18 protein-coding genes are annotated in these 17,163 nt (G+C 59.2%); 9 read left to right on the top strand and 9 right to left on the bottom strand.

Annotated elements, in window-relative coordinates:
- Positions 1-4 precede the first annotated feature (4 nt).
- Positions 5-2,926 carry a DNA translocase FtsK 4TM domain-containing protein gene (locus ACVBAU_RS00715; protein ID WP_448327314.1) on the top strand — a complete coding sequence of 974 codons (2,922 nt, stop codon included), beginning with the start codon at positions 5-7 and terminating at the stop codon, positions 2,924-2,926.
- 187 nt (positions 2,927-3,113) lie between these two features.
- The gene (locus ACVBAU_RS00710) at positions 3,114-3,716 is read left to right on the top strand and encodes a LolA family protein (protein WP_138924845.1); all 603 of its coding nucleotides are present in this window, start codon (positions 3,114-3,116) and stop codon (positions 3,714-3,716) included.
- A gap of 58 nt (positions 3,717-3,774) precedes the next feature.
- Here the strand turns inward: ACVBAU_RS00710 and ACVBAU_RS00705 are convergent, their stop codons facing one another.
- Positions 3,775-4,365, bottom strand: a complete 591-nt coding sequence (locus ACVBAU_RS00705) for a transglycosylase SLT domain-containing protein (RefSeq protein ID WP_171048952.1) — start codon at positions 4,363-4,365, stop codon at positions 3,775-3,777.
- A gap of 424 nt (positions 4,366-4,789) precedes the next feature.
- Between ACVBAU_RS00705 and hspQ the strand changes: the two genes are divergently transcribed.
- A complete protein-coding gene (gene hspQ, locus ACVBAU_RS00700; RefSeq protein WP_138924847.1) occupies positions 4,790-5,116 on the top strand; it encodes a heat shock protein HspQ in 327 nt (108 codons plus the stop codon).
- Between the two features lie 36 nt (positions 5,117-5,152).
- On the opposite strand, the gene ACVBAU_RS00695 is transcribed toward hspQ, so the two are convergent.
- The 3 genes from ACVBAU_RS00695 to ACVBAU_RS00685 form a co-directional block, all read right to left on the bottom strand.
- On the bottom strand, positions 5,153-6,730 hold the full coding sequence (locus ACVBAU_RS00695; protein WP_448327312.1) for a gamma-glutamyltransferase family protein: 1,578 nt from the start codon (positions 6,728-6,730) through the stop codon (positions 5,153-5,155).
- A 316-nt stretch (positions 6,731-7,046) separates the two neighbouring features.
- Positions 7,047-7,496, bottom strand: coding sequence for an ATP-binding protein (locus ACVBAU_RS00690; RefSeq protein WP_448327311.1), 450 nt, complete (start codon positions 7,494-7,496; stop codon positions 7,047-7,049).
- 26 nt (positions 7,497-7,522) lie between these two features.
- Complete coding sequence (locus ACVBAU_RS00685) at positions 7,523-7,864, bottom strand: STAS domain-containing protein (protein WP_448327309.1); 342 nt, start codon at positions 7,862-7,864, stop codon at positions 7,523-7,525.
- 87 nt (positions 7,865-7,951) lie between these two features.
- Here ACVBAU_RS00685 and ACVBAU_RS00680 point away from each other — a divergent pair, with 87 nt between their 5' ends.
- The 4 genes from ACVBAU_RS00680 to rarD all read left to right on the top strand — a co-directional run bounded on the left by ACVBAU_RS00680 (position 7,952) and on the right by rarD (position 11,338).
- A complete protein-coding gene (locus tag ACVBAU_RS00680) occupies positions 7,952-9,124 on the top strand; it encodes a thiolase family protein (RefSeq protein ID WP_448327307.1) in 1,173 nt (390 codons plus the stop codon).
- A gap of 76 nt (positions 9,125-9,200) precedes the next feature.
- Complete coding sequence (locus ACVBAU_RS00675; protein ID WP_448327306.1) at positions 9,201-9,656, top strand: GAF domain-containing protein; 456 nt, start codon at positions 9,201-9,203, stop codon at positions 9,654-9,656.
- Between the two features lie 35 nt (positions 9,657-9,691).
- Complete coding sequence (locus ACVBAU_RS00670; RefSeq protein WP_138924853.1) at positions 9,692-10,315, top strand: LysE family translocator; 624 nt, start codon at positions 9,692-9,694, stop codon at positions 10,313-10,315.
- Between the two features lie 96 nt (positions 10,316-10,411).
- Complete coding sequence (gene rarD / locus ACVBAU_RS00665; protein WP_138924854.1) at positions 10,412-11,338, top strand: EamA family transporter RarD; 927 nt, start codon at positions 10,412-10,414, stop codon at positions 11,336-11,338.
- 53 nt (positions 11,339-11,391) lie between these two features.
- On the opposite strand, the gene ACVBAU_RS00660 is transcribed toward rarD, so the two are convergent.
- Positions 11,392-11,802, bottom strand: a complete 411-nt coding sequence (locus ACVBAU_RS00660; RefSeq protein ID WP_138924855.1) for a nuclear transport factor 2 family protein — start codon at positions 11,800-11,802, stop codon at positions 11,392-11,394.
- Between the two features lie 59 nt (positions 11,803-11,861).
- Between ACVBAU_RS00660 and ACVBAU_RS00655 the strand changes: the two genes are divergently transcribed.
- Entirely contained in the window at positions 11,862-12,509 is a 648-nt protein-coding gene (locus tag ACVBAU_RS00655) for a pseudouridine synthase (RefSeq protein ID WP_138924856.1), read from the top strand.
- Between the two features lie 75 nt (positions 12,510-12,584).
- Here the strand turns inward: ACVBAU_RS00655 and ACVBAU_RS00650 are convergent, their stop codons facing one another.
- Positions 12,585-14,024, bottom strand: coding sequence for an aldehyde dehydrogenase family protein (locus tag ACVBAU_RS00650; protein ID WP_448327302.1), 1,440 nt, complete (start codon positions 14,022-14,024; stop codon positions 12,585-12,587).
- Positions 14,025-14,188: 164 nt separating this feature from the next.
- On the opposite strand from ACVBAU_RS00650, the gene ACVBAU_RS00645 reads away from it, so the two are divergent.
- The gene (locus ACVBAU_RS00645; RefSeq protein ID WP_448327300.1) at positions 14,189-14,842 is read left to right on the top strand and encodes a peroxiredoxin; all 654 of its coding nucleotides are present in this window, start codon (positions 14,189-14,191) and stop codon (positions 14,840-14,842) included.
- A 100-nt stretch (positions 14,843-14,942) separates the two neighbouring features.
- Here the strand turns inward: ACVBAU_RS00645 and ACVBAU_RS00640 are convergent, their stop codons facing one another.
- The 3 genes from ACVBAU_RS00640 to ACVBAU_RS00630 are packed head-to-tail and all read right to left on the bottom strand — an operon-like array spanning position 14,943 to position 17,154.
- Positions 14,943-15,743 carry a substrate-binding domain-containing protein gene (locus tag ACVBAU_RS00640; protein ID WP_448327298.1) on the bottom strand — a complete coding sequence of 267 codons (801 nt, stop codon included), beginning with the start codon at positions 15,741-15,743 and terminating at the stop codon, positions 14,943-14,945.
- Entirely contained in the window at positions 15,740-16,456 is a 717-nt protein-coding gene (locus tag ACVBAU_RS00635) for an ABC transporter ATP-binding protein (RefSeq protein WP_138924860.1), read from the bottom strand. Before ACVBAU_RS00635 ends, ACVBAU_RS00640 begins: the two co-directional genes overlap by 4 nt.
- Positions 16,450-17,154, bottom strand: coding sequence for an ABC transporter permease (locus ACVBAU_RS00630; RefSeq protein ID WP_138924861.1), 705 nt, complete (start codon positions 17,152-17,154; stop codon positions 16,450-16,452). The genes ACVBAU_RS00635 and ACVBAU_RS00630 overlap by 7 nt, the downstream gene beginning before the upstream one ends.
- Between the last annotated feature and the right edge of the window lie 9 nt (positions 17,155-17,163).

The following is a 17,163-nucleotide window of genomic DNA, read 5'->3' as shown; positions in this document are numbered from 1 at the left end:
AGCAATGGCATATCAGACACGTGGGCGCGACCCTTTGCTGGACACAAACATGGCAGAAGCGATCGAAAAGCGCGGCAAGGAATTGCTGGGACTTGGGTTGATAGCCCTTGGCCTGATGGCCGCGATGATGATTGGCAGCTACACCCCCGATGATCCGAACTGGATGGTTTCGACCGATGCGCCGGTTCAAAACTGGCTGGGCCGCATGGGCGCATCGATCGCGGCACCGCTGTTCATGATCGTGGGCTGGGGCGCGTGGTCTGTTGCGGCAGTCTTGCTGGCGTGGGGCGTACGTTTCGCCCTGCACCGTGGCGAAGAACGCGCAGTGGGCCGGTTGATTTTTGCCCCGATTGGCGTCGCGCTCTGTTCGATCTATGGCGCGACCCTGACGCCGGATGCGGCTTGGCTGCAAACCCACAGCTTTGGCTTGGGCGGGCTGTTCGGTGATACCGTGATGGGGGTCATCCTGACCGTTCTACCCATCGGGTCGACCTTTACGATCAAGCTGATGTCGCTGCTCATGGGCGTATCGATCCTCGTGTTCGGTGCCTTTGTCTTCGGCTTTACCCGACTTGAACTGCAACGCCTGTTCCGCTTCATGCTGGTGGGGCTGATCATGGGCTATGCCGGTTTGATGACCCTCTTGGGACGCGGTGCTTCGGGTGCGGTTTCAGCGGCACAGGGGCTTCAGTCACGTCAGCTGGAACGTCGCGAACGCAACCGCATAGAGGCCGAAGAGAACGCTGAGTTTGCTGCAAGCCAAGGGTATTATAACGATGCGTCGGCCTATGATAATGCGCCTGCACCTGCGCCCAGAACCGGTTTGCTGTCGAAGATGCCGGCACTGGTCAAACGTTCCGATACGCTGCCCGAACCTGAATTGGTCGAAACATGGGCCGATCCGGAACTGGACGAAGGTCCGAGCGATGACCGCATCAAATCCAAGATCGCCGATGTGATTAAAAGCCGTGTGCGCAAAGGCGGCGGCGTGCACACCCCGTCCACCGCGCCTTTGACACGCGGTCGCGGGCGTGGTCCCGATCCACTGCTGCTGGATACCACAGCGCGGGGTGGCCATCGTGCAGAACCCCCGCTCACCGGTGCTCAGGCCCCCTCCCCTACCCGGGCAGAGCCCCCTTTGAGCGCAAGCCGTAGCCCTTTGATCGCCGAACGGCCTGTGCTTGAGCTGACCCCGTCCGAACCCGACTACGATGCGGATATGGCGGTTCTGGATGATGATCCAATGTTCGACAGCCAGCTGCCTTTGCAAGAGGCAGAGCCCGACACGGCCATGCAGATCCCTGTCGCGCAACCACGCAAAGTGGTGCAGCCGCTGGTCCGCAAACCGGTTCAACCCAGCAAGCAGGCTCAGGTCGAGGCGCAGCCTGCGCTGACCTTTGAGGACACGCATCCCGGGTTCGAGCTGCCCCCTCTGAACCTGTTGGAAAGCCCCGACACGGTTGAACGTCTTCATCTGAGCGATGACGCGCTGGAGGAGAACGCGCGCATGCTGGAAAACGTTCTCGACGACTATGGCGTGAAGGGCGAAATCGTCGCCGTGCGTCCCGGACCGGTTGTCACCATGTACGAACTCGAACCGGCACCGGGCCTCAAGGCGAGCCGTGTGATCGGTCTGGCAGACGATATCGCGCGCTCGATGGCGGCGTTGTCGGCGCGTGTTTCCACCGTGCCGGGCCGCAGCGTGATCGGGATCGAACTGCCCAACGAAAACCGCGAGAAAGTCGTCTTGCGCGAAATTCTGGCTGCCCGTGATTTCGGCGACAGCACCATGCGCTTGCCGCTGGCCCTGGGCAAAGACATTGGCGGGGATCCTATCGTTGCGAACCTTGCCAAGATGCCTCACCTGCTGATTGCGGGGACGACGGGGTCGGGTAAGTCGGTTGCAATCAACACGATGATTCTGTCGCTGCTTTACAAGCTGACACCGCAAGAGTGCCGGATGATCATGATCGACCCCAAGATGTTGGAACTGTCCGTCTATGACGGCATCCCGCACCTGCTGTCCCCTGTTGTGACCGACCCGAAAAAGGCCGTTGTCGCGCTGAAATGGACCGTAGGAGAGATGGAAGAGCGCTATCGCAAGATGTCCAAGATGGGCGTCCGCAACATCGAGGGCTATAACGGCCGCGTGCGCGATGCTTTGGCCAAGGGCGAAATGTTCAGCCGCACTGTTCAGACCGGTTTTGACGATGATACGGGCGAGCCGATCTTTGAGACGGATGAGTTCAAGCCCGAGGCACTGCCCTACATCGTTGTCGTCGTCGACGAGATGGCGGACCTGATGATGGTGGCAGGCAAAGAGATCGAAGCCTGTATCCAGCGTCTTGCCCAAATGGCGCGGGCCTCCGGTATCCACTTGATCATGGCAACACAGCGTCCGTCGGTCGATGTGATCACCGGTACGATCAAGGCGAACTTCCCCACCCGGATTTCCTTCCAAGTGACGTCCAAGATCGACAGCCGCACCATCCTTGGCGAAATGGGGGCGGAACAGCTGCTTGGCATGGGGGACATGCTGTACATGGCAGGCGGGTCCAAGATTGTGCGCTGCCATGGGCCATTCGTCAGCGATGAAGAAGTCGAAGAGATCGTGAACCACCTTAAGGCATACGGCGAACCCGATTATGTATCGGGCGTGGTCGAAGGGCCGTCTGACGACCAAGAGGGCAGCATCGACGCAGTACTAGGTCTTGGCGGGAACACTGACGGCGAAGACGCACAGTATGATACTGCTGTCGCCATCGTTGCAAAGGACCGCAAATGTTCGACGTCGTACATCCAGCGTAAACTGGGCATCGGCTATAACAAGGCGGCACGTCTGGTCGAACAGATGGAGGACGCAGGCCTCGTTTCGCCGGCGAACCATGTGGGCAAACGCGAAATCCTGATACCAGAACAGGGTTAACCGGCAAAATTTATCGGAACGTCATAGCGACGTTGGGGGTTGGCTTGGGAACAGGCCGACCCCTTTTGCATTTGCGCCGTGTTAAGCGATATCCTGCTGCGTGATATCGTATATCATGATGCGAAACCCTATGTCGAAGGCAAGGCAAGGCAAGGCAAGGCACTGGAATAAGAATAGGAAGACTATGATGCGTTTTGTGACAACCACCGTACTGGCCATAGGCTTGGGGCTCGCGGCTGTGATGCCCGCCGCCGCCGACAAACTGCCGCTGAACGAGATTTCCGGCTATTTGAATAAACTGAAGACCGCCAAGGGCGAATTCACCCAGATCAACGATGACGGATCAATCAGCACGGGCACGATCTATATCAAGCGTCCGGGCAAGGTGCGCTTTGAATATAACGCGCCGGATTCCGGTACTGTTATCGCGGGCAGCAACACCGTCGTCATCTATGACAAGAAATCGAACCAGCCGGCAGAGACATATCCCCTGTCCAAGACCCCGCTGTCGATCATATTGGCGGCGAATGTGAACCTCGGTCAGGCCAAGATGGTCACGGGCCACAGCTATGATGGCACCGCGACCACCGTACGCGCCCAAGATCCCGCGCATCCTGAATACGGTAACATCGAACTAAAGTTCACCGGCAGCCCCGTAGAGCTGCGCCAGTGGATCATCAACGATGGCAATGGCACGCGAACCACGGTCGTTCTGGGTGATCTACAAAAGGGCGGCAGCCTGTCTAACAGCCTGTTTGATGTCGGCAGCCCCGGCAAAACGAACCGCTAAACGAAAAAGGGCCCCCAGCATCAGCGAGGGGCCCTTTCTTTATGCGGTGTCGGGTGGCTTACCAACGTGACAAACGGCACCCTGCGATCTGCTGTTGGTACATATCAGACCGCGCACGTACCTTGCGGGCCACAGCGACCAGCCAAGGTTTGGAATTATAGCTTTGGCGCGCATAGCCGGTGTTGCCTTCGTGGTAGGCAAGATACTGGTTTTCGGCGTCATGCAGCGCGATACCGTTCTTTTCCCGGCTCTTGTTCATATACCAGCCCATGAAATCAGAGGCATCGTTGATCTGGTCCCGCTTGGCGCGAAAACCGCCGGATTCGGCAAGGTATTCATCCCATGTCGCATCAAGCGCTTGGCTATAGCCAAAGGCGCTGGACTGACGGCCCATGGGGATGACGCCGATCACATAGCGAAACGGCGTACGGGCATCCGCAATGAATTTGCTTTCTTGATGGATCGTTGCCATCTGCACATGCACAGGCACACCCCAACGGCGTTCGGCTGCACGGAATGCACGGTAGTATTCTGGGCGCTCTTTGAGAATCGCACATGCATTATCAAGGTCTCGTGGGGCGCTTGTCGGGCCGCCACTACATGATGCCAAAAGCACAGCAATTATCAGGGCGCAAAAGGTTCTGCTCATCGGCCTCTCACATTTTTCGTGTTTTTATTGTCCTTAGTTTATCAGATCAGCCGCCAGACGCCCACCAGAAATTTACCCTAGAAACCCCAGTATGAGCGGTATTTCCACACACCACGGCATGCGCAAAACGACCGGCCCGCATATTTGGCAACCTGTATTTCGCCATTGTTTTCAATCCAGAACGGGCGGCCAACGGATGGTGCTGGGCCGGTCTGCTAGGACTAAGGCGTCACGCCATAGGGTCGAGACATCAAAATCCGGCCCTCCGCTTTCAGGACTACACTGGCTGTTCAAACAGATCACAACTGCAATCTGTCCATCGTACATGGGATGCGTTCACGAACTGTTTCCTTGGTTTGGCGTGGCAGGATTGGACAAAAGCCCCTTGAAGGGACTACGAACGAACGGTAGGTGCACCGAAGTTATGATAAGAACGCGCGCGAAATATCACTTGGGCCAAATCGTCCGGCACAAAAAACATCCCTTCCGAGGGGTGATTTTTGACGTGGACCCCGAATTTGCCAATACCGAAGAGTGGTACGAGGCGATCCCCGAAGACAGCCGCCCAGAGAAGCACCAGCCGTATTATCACCTGCTCGCCGAAAACGAGCAGAGCTATTATGTGGCCTATGTCTCTGAACAAAACCTCGTGGCTGATTACTCGGGAGAGCCGGTAGACCACCCCGACATCCCTGATCTGTTCGGCCCGTTCACTGACGGTGCCTATCCGCTGCACTTCCAGCTGAACTGAGGCACAGCGCGGATCATCCGCGCCATGCCGCCCTGTTCAATAGCCCAAGGCACATCCGTCCTTGCGTGCATCGCTCGCCCCTTCTAGCAACCCGCTATCATGCAGCTTGATTGCCTGCGCACCGCCGATTGCCGTGTCGGGAATCGCGACTTTGTGGCCCATATCTGACAGTTGCGCGCGGACCGCATCGCTATAGCCGCGCTCTACCTTCAGGGTGCCCTTGTCGGAAAACGCGCGTGGCGCATCGATCGCGGACTGCGGGTCCATCCCGAAATCGGTGAGGTTGGAAACAAACCGCGCGTGGCCGTTGGGCTGATACGCACCGCCCATCACGCCAAAGGGCATAATCACCTTGCCGTCGCGTTTGATCATCCCCGGAATAATCGTGTGCATCGGGCGCTTGCCGCCCTTCAGTTCGTTCGCATGGCCCTGTTCAAGCGTGAAGCCCGCGCCGCGGTTTTGCAGCAGGATGCCGAACTTATCCGACGCGATACCGGACCCGAAGCCGTGGAAAATCGAATAGATCAGCGACACCGACATGCCGTCCTTGTCCACCACGGTGATATAAATCGTGTCCTTATGCACCGCTTCGGACGGGGCGACGGGGTCGGGCATGGCTTTCTTTACATCAATCAAGCCCGCCAGTTGCTTCGCCGTTTCGGGCGCAAGCATATGGGCCAACCGCGCGGTGTGATCAGGGTCGGCCAAAAAGCGGTTGCGTGCATCATACGCCAGTTTGGCGGTTTCCGCCTCTAGGTGCACACGCTCTGCGCCCCACGGGTCCATTGATGCGATGTCGAAATGCGACAGCATGTTCATCATCAACAGCGCGGTGGCCCCTTGACCGTTCGGCGCATGCTCCAGCACCTCGACATCTTTATAACGCGTAGCAATAGGGTCGCCGGGGGTGCAGGCCACGGCGGCGAAATCCTCTGCCGTATGCAGCCCGCCTTGGGCGTTGAGGGACGCGACCATATCTTCGGCAATCTCACTGGAATAGAAAGCATCCCGCCCGTCTTTGGCGACGCGGCGCAGCACCTCTGCTTGGCCAGGCGCACGGAACATGTCGCCGGTCTTGGGGGGCTGGCCACCGGACAGGTAGAAATCACGCGCAGCCCCTTGCAAGGTGTCCGCGTCGTTCCCCCAGTCAAAAGCGACGCGCGGCGCGACGGGCACGCCCTCGTCGGCATAGCGGATCGCTGGGGCAAGAAGCGCATCCAGACCCATGGTGCCGACACTTTCAGACAGGTGGCAAAAGGCGTCGATCGCGCCAGGAACCGTGACGGCATGGGCGCTGCGCAGGGGTACGTTCGTTTCACCGGCGTCACGCAGATGGCTGGCGTCCAGCGCAGCGGGCGCGCGGCCTGAACCGTTCAACGCATGAACTTCTTCGCTGCCCGCGGGCGAATAAAGCACAAAGCAGTCGCCGCCGATCCCCGTCATCTGCGGTTCGCAAATCCCCGACAACACGGCCCCTGCAATCGCGGCGTCCATCGCGTTGCCACCGCGTTCCAGAATGTCGATAGCGGTTTTCGCCGCAAGGGGATGGGACGTGGCGCACATGCCGTTGCGGGCCAAAACAGGGGAACGTCCGGGAAGGTGAAAATCGCGCATTGATGTAGGCCCTCAGTTGCAAAGCATTCGGGCGAGCCTAGCGTGGGCGATATTGCGTGGGCAATCTTTTAAAAAATATTTGGGCAGGAAAATGTGCCTCGGCATTGCGTACTGGGTGGGGGCTATTAAAACGCAACGCCGAGGGAAGCTATATGCAGCTACAAGACCGACATTGCCCGCAAAAATGGGCGGAAATATGAAACCTTTGAGGCGGCAATGCGAAGCTTTCGGAGGCACTGGGGTATCGATGGCCTAACGCTTTACACCGACGAGCAGCAAAGACGCTCGCCCGTTTGCATCACACTATGTATTAGTTTCACCCCGCGGCAAGAGGTATGCGCAGGGTCAACAGATTCATATCACCCATGCGAGAATACTCCAGATCGCAGCTCAGCAGCCGGATCAGCCCCCAACCGAACCCACCTTCGGGCAGCACATCTGCGATTTCATGCCGTTTGAACGGCTTTCCAGCGGGAAGGGCGAACCCGGGCATCGGTTTGCCGATATCCGTGATGCGAAGCCGCAGATCATCCGCCGCATATATTCCCCGCACCCCGATCAGCCCTGCTTGCGGCGCGCCTGCATAAGCGTGTTCGACCACGTTATTCAATGTTTCTGCCATCACCAGTTCGATCACCTCCAGGTTCTTTTGGGATAGGCGGTGTCGGGCCACCTCTGCGCGAATATGACCAAGGGCCGCACATACCGCATCGGGGGATTCTTCAAGGGTGACCTCAAAGCCATAGGGTGCGGAGGCCCGTTTCACAGCGTCATCTTGCCGGTACAGGGCGCTCATGCCGTTGCGCACCCGGCCATGGCTGCATCCATCGTCGGAAAAAGCGAAAAGACGCTGTCCATCCGCGTAAGCCGAAACACCCGGTCCACCGCCGGCGTCAGGCCCGCCAGCGACAACTTACTGCCCGGGGGCAATAGTTTCAGCGTGGCAACAATCGCCCCAAGCCCGCTGGAATCAATAAACGAAACCTGCCCCAGATCCAGAATAACGACAGGCGGCGCGTGTTCGACCAAGTCACGCATCGCTTCCTTAAAGGCACGCGCAACGGCGGCATCGATGCGGTCTTCCATGACGGATATGATTTGCAGCTGCCCTTCTGTTCTGGTTGAGAGTTTCATATGGTCATCTCCAAGGTTTCCCTGATGCCTAAATGCATAACGCCGATACCTTACCAAAAGATGATCATTTCCCGGGGAGGGGACGAAATGGAAAAAGTCGTGATAGCAGGTGCCGCGCGGACACCGATGGGCGGTTTTCAGGGGGTTTTTGCCGACCTGACCGCCGCCGATCTGGGGGGGCATGCGATCAAGGCCGCGATGGACGGGGCCGGAACGGACACCGTGGACGAGGTGCTTATGGGCTGCGTTCTGCCTGCGGGGCAGGGACAGGCACCGGCACGGCAGGCGGGCTTCAAGGCGGGTCTGGGTGAGGACGTTCCAGCCACGACACTGAACAAGATGTGCGGCTCTGGCATGAAGGCGGCGATGATTGCCTTTGATCAGATCGCATTGGGGCACACCGGCGTCATGATCGCTGGCGGCATGGAAAGCATGACAAACGCGCCCTACGTCCTGCCCAAGATGCGCAGCGGCGCGCGGCTGGGGCACGGGCAGGTGATCGACCACATGTTCCTTGACGGGCTCGAAGACGCCTATGACAAGGGCCGGCTGATGGGCAGTTTTGCCGAAGACTGCGCAGAGACATTTCAATTCACCCGTGCCGTGCAAGATGACTATGCGCTGGCCTCCCTGTCGCGCGCGCTCGAGGCGCAAAATAGCGGTGCCTTCGACGGCGAGATCGCAGCGCTTGATTTGAAAACGCGCAAGGGCTCCGTGACCGTCTCGGCGGATGAACAGCCCGGCAACGCGCGTCCCGAAAAGATCCCCCAGCTCAAACCTGCCTTCCGCGAAGGCGGCACGGTGACGGCGGCGAACGCGTCCTCTATTTCGGATGGGGCGGCCGCTTTGGTGCTGGCCTCTGAAACCGCGGCCAGGGCCCAAGGGCTGACCGTGCGCGCGCATATCCTTGGCCATGCCAGCCATGCGCAGGCACCGGGGCTTTTCACGACGGCACCGGTTCCAGCCGCACAAAAACTGCTGGACCGGTTGGGTTGGCAGAAAGATGACGTCGATCTGTGGGAAGTGAACGAGGCGTTTGCCGTCGTCCCCCTGGCTTTCATGCACGAGATGGGGCTGTCCCATGACATCGTGAACGTGAATGGCGGTGCCTGCGCATTGGGGCACCCCATCGGAGCCTCGGGCGCGCGCATCATCGTCACCCTGCTGAATGCCTTGGAAAAACGCGGGTTGAAACGGGGGATCGCGGCGATATGTATCGGCGGCGGCGAAGGCACGGCGATCGCCATCGAGCGGCCCTGAATTTCCAAATGGACAAAATCCTCGGGGGTCGGGGGGCAGACAGCCCCCCGGTCCGACAGTAACAAAAGGCACTTTTATGCGCGTTGACTATACGACCCTTTCCAAAACCCTACAGGCTTTGACCGAAGGGGAAACCGACAGCGTGGCACTGATGGCCACCGTCGCCTGCGAGGTCCACCATGCCGATGATCGTTTCGACTGGACGGGGTTTTACCGGGTAACAGACCCCGAGCTGTTGAAAATCGGCCCGTATCAGGGCGGGCACGGCTGTCTGGTGATCCCCTTCACGCGTGGTGTCTGCGGTGCTGCGGCGCGCACTGGCGAGACGCAACTGGTAGAAGATGTGGATGCCTTTCCAGGGCACATCGCCTGCGCCTCTTCCACGCGGTCCGAAATTGTCTTGCCGGTTTGGGACGGCAAAGGGGAGCTGCTGGGTGTCTTCGATATCGACAGCAACCAACCGGCGGCATTTGACCAGACCGATGCAGACGAACTCGCCGTGATCTTGAAATCTGTCTTTGCGAACGTCTAGGCCGGTGAACCTGCCCATTGATTAAAGGAAACTCCATGAGCTTTGACGCATGGATCATTTTTGCCCTGTTCTGGGTGGTGTTTGTCACCACGCCGGGGCCGAATGCGGTGAACTGCATCAGCAACGGTATGAACCTGGGCTTTTCGCGGGCCATGGTCGGGGTGTTGGGGATCTTGACGCAAGCGTCTTTGTTTCTGGCCTTGTCTGCAGTCGGTGTGACGGCGCTGCTGACGGCCTCGGCGACAGCGTTCTTTGTGGCCAAGATGATCGGGGCGGGGTTTTTGATCTACCTCGGCGTGCGCGGATTGATCATGGCGGGCAAACCCGTGGTGATGGATGACCGTCCCGCCGCGTCCATTTATTGGCGGTCCTTTGCGATTGCGACGATCAATCCGAAATCCGTTGCGGGATACCTTGCGGCCTTCAGCCAGTTCGTGCAGCCGGATGTCCCGATCTGGGATCAGATGATCGTGATTGTGCCCACCGCGCTGACCCTGACCGCAGCCAGCTATACCGGCTTTACCGCGCTTGGTGCCGGACTGGGGCGCGCGGCATTGGGCGCGGTGTTTAACGTCTGGTTCCGCCGCGTGATGGCTGTCAGCTTTATCATCTACGGGGTGCTATTGGGCAGTGCGCATACGCCTACGCTCAAAGGCTGACCACGGCGGGCGCGGCCCGTGAATGCCTTGGGGCCCCGTGTTTCCCTCTGGTCCCTGTGATCCTGCGGGCGTAAGCAGGCCCCAAGGAGACACGATATGCGCAACCCCGATACCCTATCCGCCAACCAGCCCGCCCCGCCCGAAGACACGCCCCAAGGGCTTGCCTTTGCCATCGGGGCCTATGGTCTGTGGGGGTTTTTGCCGCTTTATATGAAGGCCATGGCCCATATTCCTGCGGCTGAAATTGTGGTGCATCGGGTCATCTGGTCCGTCCCCGTGGGCGCGCTGGTATTGATCTTGCTGGGCCGTACCGCCACTCTGCGCGAGGCGTTCAGGTCTCCGCGCACGTTGGCGATGGGCTGCGTCACGGCGACGCTTATTTCGGTCAACTGGGGGATCTACATCTGGGCGGTGAACTCGGGTCACGCGCTGGATGCGGCCTTGGGCTATTATATCAACCCGCTGTTTAGCATTCTGCTGGGGGCGCTGCTGCTGGGGGAACGTCTGTCGCGGCTGCAACTGGCGGCGATTGGACTGGCGGCGGTGGCCGTTGCGATCCTGACCCTCGATTCAGGCCGTTTCCCTTGGGTGGCCCTCAGCCTGACAGTGACTTTCGGGCTGTATGCACTGGCGAAAAAGCGGCTGCCCATCGGGCCCAACCAAGGCTTCCTGCTTGAGGTGTTGATCCTGCTTGCCCCCGCGCTTGCCTATCTGGTCTATCTGATCATGACGGGGCAGAACCACTTTGGTCAGGGCGTTTCGTTCGATACATGGATGCTGGTGGGCTGCGGCGTGGTCACGGCTGTGCCGTTGATATTCTACGCCAATGGGGCCAAACGGCTGCGGCTGTCTACCATTGGTATTTTGCAATATATCGCCCCCACGATGATCTTCCTATGCGCGGTTCTGGTCTTTGACGAACCCTTCGGGCGGGCACGTATGATTGCGTTTCCATTGATCTGGGCGGCTTTGGTGATCTATTCGATCTCGTTATTCCAGCAGATGCGTCACAAGCGAGCGTGATCGGGGCGGAGGGCACCTCAGCTGCGGTGCCCTCCGTTTGCTGCGTAGGGGGTTTAGGACAGCGCGTCTTTGAACGCGAGAAAGCTCGGGTCTTTCATCACGCGCGCGTTCATCGCCTCGCGTAGGGCGCCGATGGATTTATAGGGGCGCATCACCACCTCGAATTTGGCGACCAGACCGTCGTCACCCAAGGTGATCAGATCGACGCCAACGGCATCCAGATCTCCGATCTTGCATTGAAACTCCAGCGCCCAATCTGTGCCTTCGCCCATGATCCGGCGGTATTTGAAGTCGCTAAAGACATTGCCAACGTGGCCCAGTACGGCGGCCACTGGGGCGCGACCGGTCCATGTTTTGTAGTAGGTCGGCGGCATAAAGGTGACGTCCTCGGCGAGCAGCGGGGCGATCTTGTCTGACTCTCCCTTGGCGACCACATCAATCATCTGGGTAATAGTAGGGTGCATTCCGGATCCTTTGGTACAGATTGGGTTGAAAAACCACCCTACATCTGAGACGGACACCTATGGAAACAGAATATAATCCGCCCCACGATCCGCTGGTGATCTTGCATGAAGATGCCGAAGTGTTGCTGGTCGATAAACCCGCAGGCTTGCTGTCGGTGCCAGGCAAGGGGCCGCATCTGGCCGATTGTCTAATCGCACGGGTGCAGGATGTTTTTCCTGACGCATTGCTGGTGCATCGTCTGGATCGCGATACCTCAGGCGTGATGATCTTTGCGCTGACACCTTATGCGCAGCGGCATCTGGGGTTGCAGTTCGAAAAGCGGATGACGCGCAAAACCTATGTGGCGCGGGTCTGGGGCGTGCCGCAAGAAAAGACCGGCACCGTCGACCTGCCGTTGATCGTGGACTGGCCCAACCGCCCGCGCCAAATGGTGTGTCACGACACGGGCAAATCCGCGCAAACCGACTGGCGTTTGCTGAAAGACGAAGGCGACACCGCCCGCGTCCGGCTCAGCCCCAAGACAGGGCGGAGCCACCAGCTGCGGGTGCATATGCTCAGCCTCGGGCATCCGATCCTGGGGGACCCGTTTTATGCCACGGGTCCAGCGTTGGATTATCCACGCCTGATGCTCCATTCAGAAGAATTGCGGTTCAACCACCCTCAGGGCGGGCATTCGACCAAGGTCCGCGCCAAAGCGCCGTTTTAAAGGCACAGTTGCGCGAACGAAAAAGGCCACCCCGCAGGGTGGCCTTGGTGTTTGTGGGGGATGCCGAGGGGCTGATTATTCAGCGGCCCAACCCGAGACGGCTTTGATCTCGGTAAAGTCCTCAATCCCGTACATGCCGCCTTCGCGCCCGTTGCCCGACTGCTTCATGCCGCCAAAGGGCGAGCCCGCGGCGCGGCTTTGGCCGTTCATCTCGACCATGCCCGAGCGCAGCTGGCGTGCCAGACGGTTGCGGCGCTCGCCGTCTTGCGACTGCACATAGTTGGTCAGACCATAGACCGTGTCGTTGGCGATCTGGACCGCTTGCTCTTCGCTGTCGAACTTCATGATAGACAGAACCGGGCCAAAGATTTCCTCGCGGGCGATGGTCATGTCGGGGGTCACGTCGGCAAAGACGGTGGGCTTAACAAAGAACCCGCGGTTCAAGCCGTCGGGACGTCCGGTGCCGCCCGCAACCAAACGCGCACCTTCGTCGATGCCCTTCTGGATCAGGTCCTGAATCTTGTTGAACTGCGATTCATTCACAACGGGGCCGATGTGCCGACCATCTTCGGAGGCAGGACCAACAGTGACCTGCGACGCAACAGCGCCTGCTTCTTCGACGGCTTTGTCATAGACATCGGATTGCACCAGCATACGGCTGGGGGCGTTGCAGGACTGGCCGGTGTTGTTCATCATGTGCAGAACGCCACGTTTGACGGCTTTGTCATCCGCATCGTTAAAGACGATGTTCGCGCCCTTGCCACCCAGTTCAAGATGGACCTTTTTCAGCGTATCGGCCGCTGCTTTCGAAATCAGCGTGCCCGCGCGGGTCGATCCGGTGAAGCTGATCATGTCGATATCTTTATGCGACGACATCTGGCTGCCAACGCCGACGCCGTCACCGTTCACAAGGTTGAACACACCTTTGGGGAAGCCTGCCTCGTCCATCAGTTCGGCAAAAATCATCGCGTCCAGCGGGCTTTCCTCGGAGGGTTTCAGCACCATTGTGCAGCCGGATACGACCGCAGCCCCGACCTTGAGCGTGATCTGGTTCATCGGCCAGTTCCATGGCGTGATCAGGCCGGCGACGCCAACAGCTTCGCGGATGATCCGGTCGTTTGGCGCGTGATCGCCAAGCGGTTGTTCGAATTTGAACTCTTTCGCGGCTTTGATGAAGTTGCCCAGATGGTATGCGCCGGCACCGACCTGCGCGGTGCGGGCCAGATCCATCGGCGCACCCATGGCGGTGCTCATCGCTTTGGCCAGATCTTCGGCACGGGCCTGATAGACCTCAAGCAGCTTTTCCAAAAGCGCGATGCGTTCAGCCGGAGGGGTCGCCATCCAGCCGGGCAGGGCCGCTTTGGCGGCGGCAACTGCGGCGTCGGTGTCTGCCTGATCGCCGAGAGAGATGACCGCGCAGGGCTCCTCTGTGGTGGGGTCGATCACGTGATAGTCATTCGGATTGGCGGGGGATACCCATTCACCGTTGATGTAAAACTCGCGCTTCTCCAGCATGGGAAAACTCCTTTTGTCATGCGGTGTCGGGGGCATTTCCCCAACCTGTTGCGCGTACCATGTCACCACATTTGCAGACCCGCAAGTGAGGGGGTGAAACCGGCAGCGCAAGGTCTTACATAAGTACTGAACGACAAACCGAAACCATGAAGCCGGAGTATATTATGTCCTTGCGCATCAACGATACCATCCCCGATCTGACCGTCGAAACCGATCAGGGCACGATCAGCCTGCACGACTGGGTTGGCGACAGCTGGGCGATCCTGTTTTCGCACCCCAAGGATTTCACCCCCGTTTGCACAACCGAATTCGGCGCTGTTGCCCAGCTTGCCGATGAATGGGAAAAACGTGGCACCAAAGTGATGGGTATTTCCGTCGATGGCGTCGAAGAGCACAAGAAATGGAAAGCCGACATCGAGACCTTTGCGGGTGCCAAAGCGGGCTTTCCGATCATTGCCGACAGCGATCTGACCGTGGCCAAGGCGTTCGACATGCTGCCCGCCGACGCTTATCTGCCCGACGGCCGCACGCCCAATGACAGCGCCACAGTCCGCGCCGTGTTTATCATCGGTCCTGACAAGCAGCTGAAACTGTCAATGACCTACCCGATGACCGTGGGCCGCAACTTTGCCGAAGTGCTGCGTGCGCTGGACGGGCTGCAAACCTCGACAGGCAAGGGCGTGGCAACACCGGCGAACTGGACTGTCGGCGACGATGTGATCATCCCCGCAACCCTGTCGGACGATGACGCCAAAGCGAAATTCGGTGACTTCAACAAAATCCTGCCCTATCTGCGCACCACCAAAGCGCCGAGCTAAAGCCGGGGTCAAAGCCCCTGAAATGAAACACCCGTATCGGCGATATGCCGATACGGGTGTTTTTACCGGAGCGATAAACGTAGCCTTCTAAAGGCGCGGATTACTGCTGTGCGTTAAAGGTAAATAGCTTTTCGCCATTGATCGTATAGCTGTCGATCAGGTCTTTTGCGCGGTCACCGACCAACCAGTTTTCCAGCTGGGCCGCGGCGTCCTTGTTCACATGCGCGTGTTTGTCAGGGTTCACCGGAATATAGGCGTATTGGTTGAACAGCACCGGATCGCCCGCGAACAGGATCGCCAAGTCGGCCTTGTTGTCAAAGTTCAGCCAGCTCGCGCGGTCGGACATGATATAGGCCCCCATCCCCGCAGCGGTGTTGAGGCTCGCGCCCATACCCGCGCCGACCGCTTTGTACCATTCACCGAATATTGCGGCATCCAGATCGGCGCCGGCCCAAAGGGACAGCTCTTTCTTGTGGGTGCCGCTGTCATCGCCACGGCTAACGAAGGGGGCCTGGGCCTCTTCGATCTTGGCCAGCGCGTCTTTGGCGGCTTCGGCATCCTTGATCTGGGCGGGATCGTCGCTGGGGCCAATCAGGACAAAATCGTTATACATGATCTCGCGGCGGTGGGTGCCATATCCGTCGGCGACGAACGCCTCTTCGGCTTTCTTGGAGTGGACGAGGATCGCATCGACATCACCCGCTTCGCCCAAACGCAAGGCCTGACCCGTGCCGACGATCAGCAGTTGTACGTCAAGATTCAGATCTTCTTTGATGGCAGGCAGCAGAACGTCGGACAGACCAGAGTTGTTAAAGGACGTGGTAACGGCGATTTTCATCGTATCGGCCTGAACAGCAGTGGTGCCAAGCGCCACAACAAGGGCGGTAATCAAGGATTTCATATCAAAATGTCTCCGTTCAAAAAGGATTTGAATTCCGGGGTCTGCGGGGCGTCAAACGCATCGGGCGCCGGGCTTGCCTCGTGAATACGACCTTTAAATAGAAACAGTATTTCAGTTGCAAGCCGCCGCGCCTGACCCAGATCGTGGGTCGCCATCACGATGCGGGTCCCGGCCTGATGGGCGGCGGTCAGTAAAGCCTCGATGTCCTTCACGGATCGGCCATCAAGGTTCGAACAGGGTTCGTCCAACAGCAGGATTTCAGGGTCGCGGATCAATGCGCGGGCAAGGGCGAGCTTTTGTTTTTCCCCCCCCGACAACCCCGTCGCAGGACGGTCCAGCGCCGCCGTCAGACCGATGCGTGTGGCCCATGCCTCTACCGCGTCATTCACCTGCGCCTTTGGTTGGCCCAGAATCGCAAGCGGATAGCCCAGATTGGCGCGCACGGACCGGCGCAGCATCACGGGACTTTGGAAGACATAGGCCTGCTTCATCTGCGCGACCTCATCCGGCGCGGACCATGTGACCGACCCCGTCGACAGCCGTTCAAGCCCGTGCAACGCCTTGAGGAAGGTCGTCTTGCCGGCGCCATTTGGCCCCAGCAGGATCGTGAACCCCGATCGACCAAGGGTCAGGTCCACAGGCCCCAGCACTTGTTTGCCCTGACGGGTGACGGTCACATCGCGCATATGGGCTGGCAGCAAGGGGGTCACCATCTGCCCTCTCTTTCGGTACGGGACAGTGCGTGGATGATCAGGTTAACGGTCAGCGCCAGCGCGATCAGAACAAAGCCGAGCCCAAGCGCCAGCGCGAAATCACCTTTACCGGTTTCCAGCGCAATAGCGGTGGTCAGCACGCGGGTGGCGTGGTCGATGTTGCCCCCCACGATCATGATCGCGCCGACCTCGCCGATGGCGCGGCCAAAGCCTGCCAGCGCCGCAGTCAGCAAGGCGCGCCGCCCGTCAGAGATCAACGTCAGGATACGCCGCGTCGGCGTGGTGTTCAGCGAGATCAGCAAATCATGGTATTCGGCCCAAAGATCGCGCATCGCCTGATGGGTAATAGAGGCGATAAGCGGGGTAATGATGATCACCTGCGCGATGATCATCGCTGTGGGGGTGAACAGCAGACCCAACACGCCAAAGGGACCCGACCGCGACAACAACAGATAGACGATGAGCCCCACCACGACGGGCGGCAGACCCATCAGGGAGTTCAGCACGGCGATCGCAGTGCGACGGAAGCGAAAACGGCGGATGGCCAGCCATGTGCCAAACGGCAGCGCGATGGCTGAAGCGATCACCAGCGCGGTCAGGCTGACCTGCAACGACCTGAGCGTAATCTCGATCAGATCAGGGTCACCGGTGACAACCAGCCAGAACGCAGAAGAAAGGCCCGCCCAGATATCATTCATCGGGCGGGC

This window comes from Sulfitobacter sp. M13 (genome assembly GCF_053474885.1).
The sequence above is the reverse complement of the archived record's forward strand: the minus strand, read 5'-3'. Positions and strand labels throughout refer to the sequence as shown.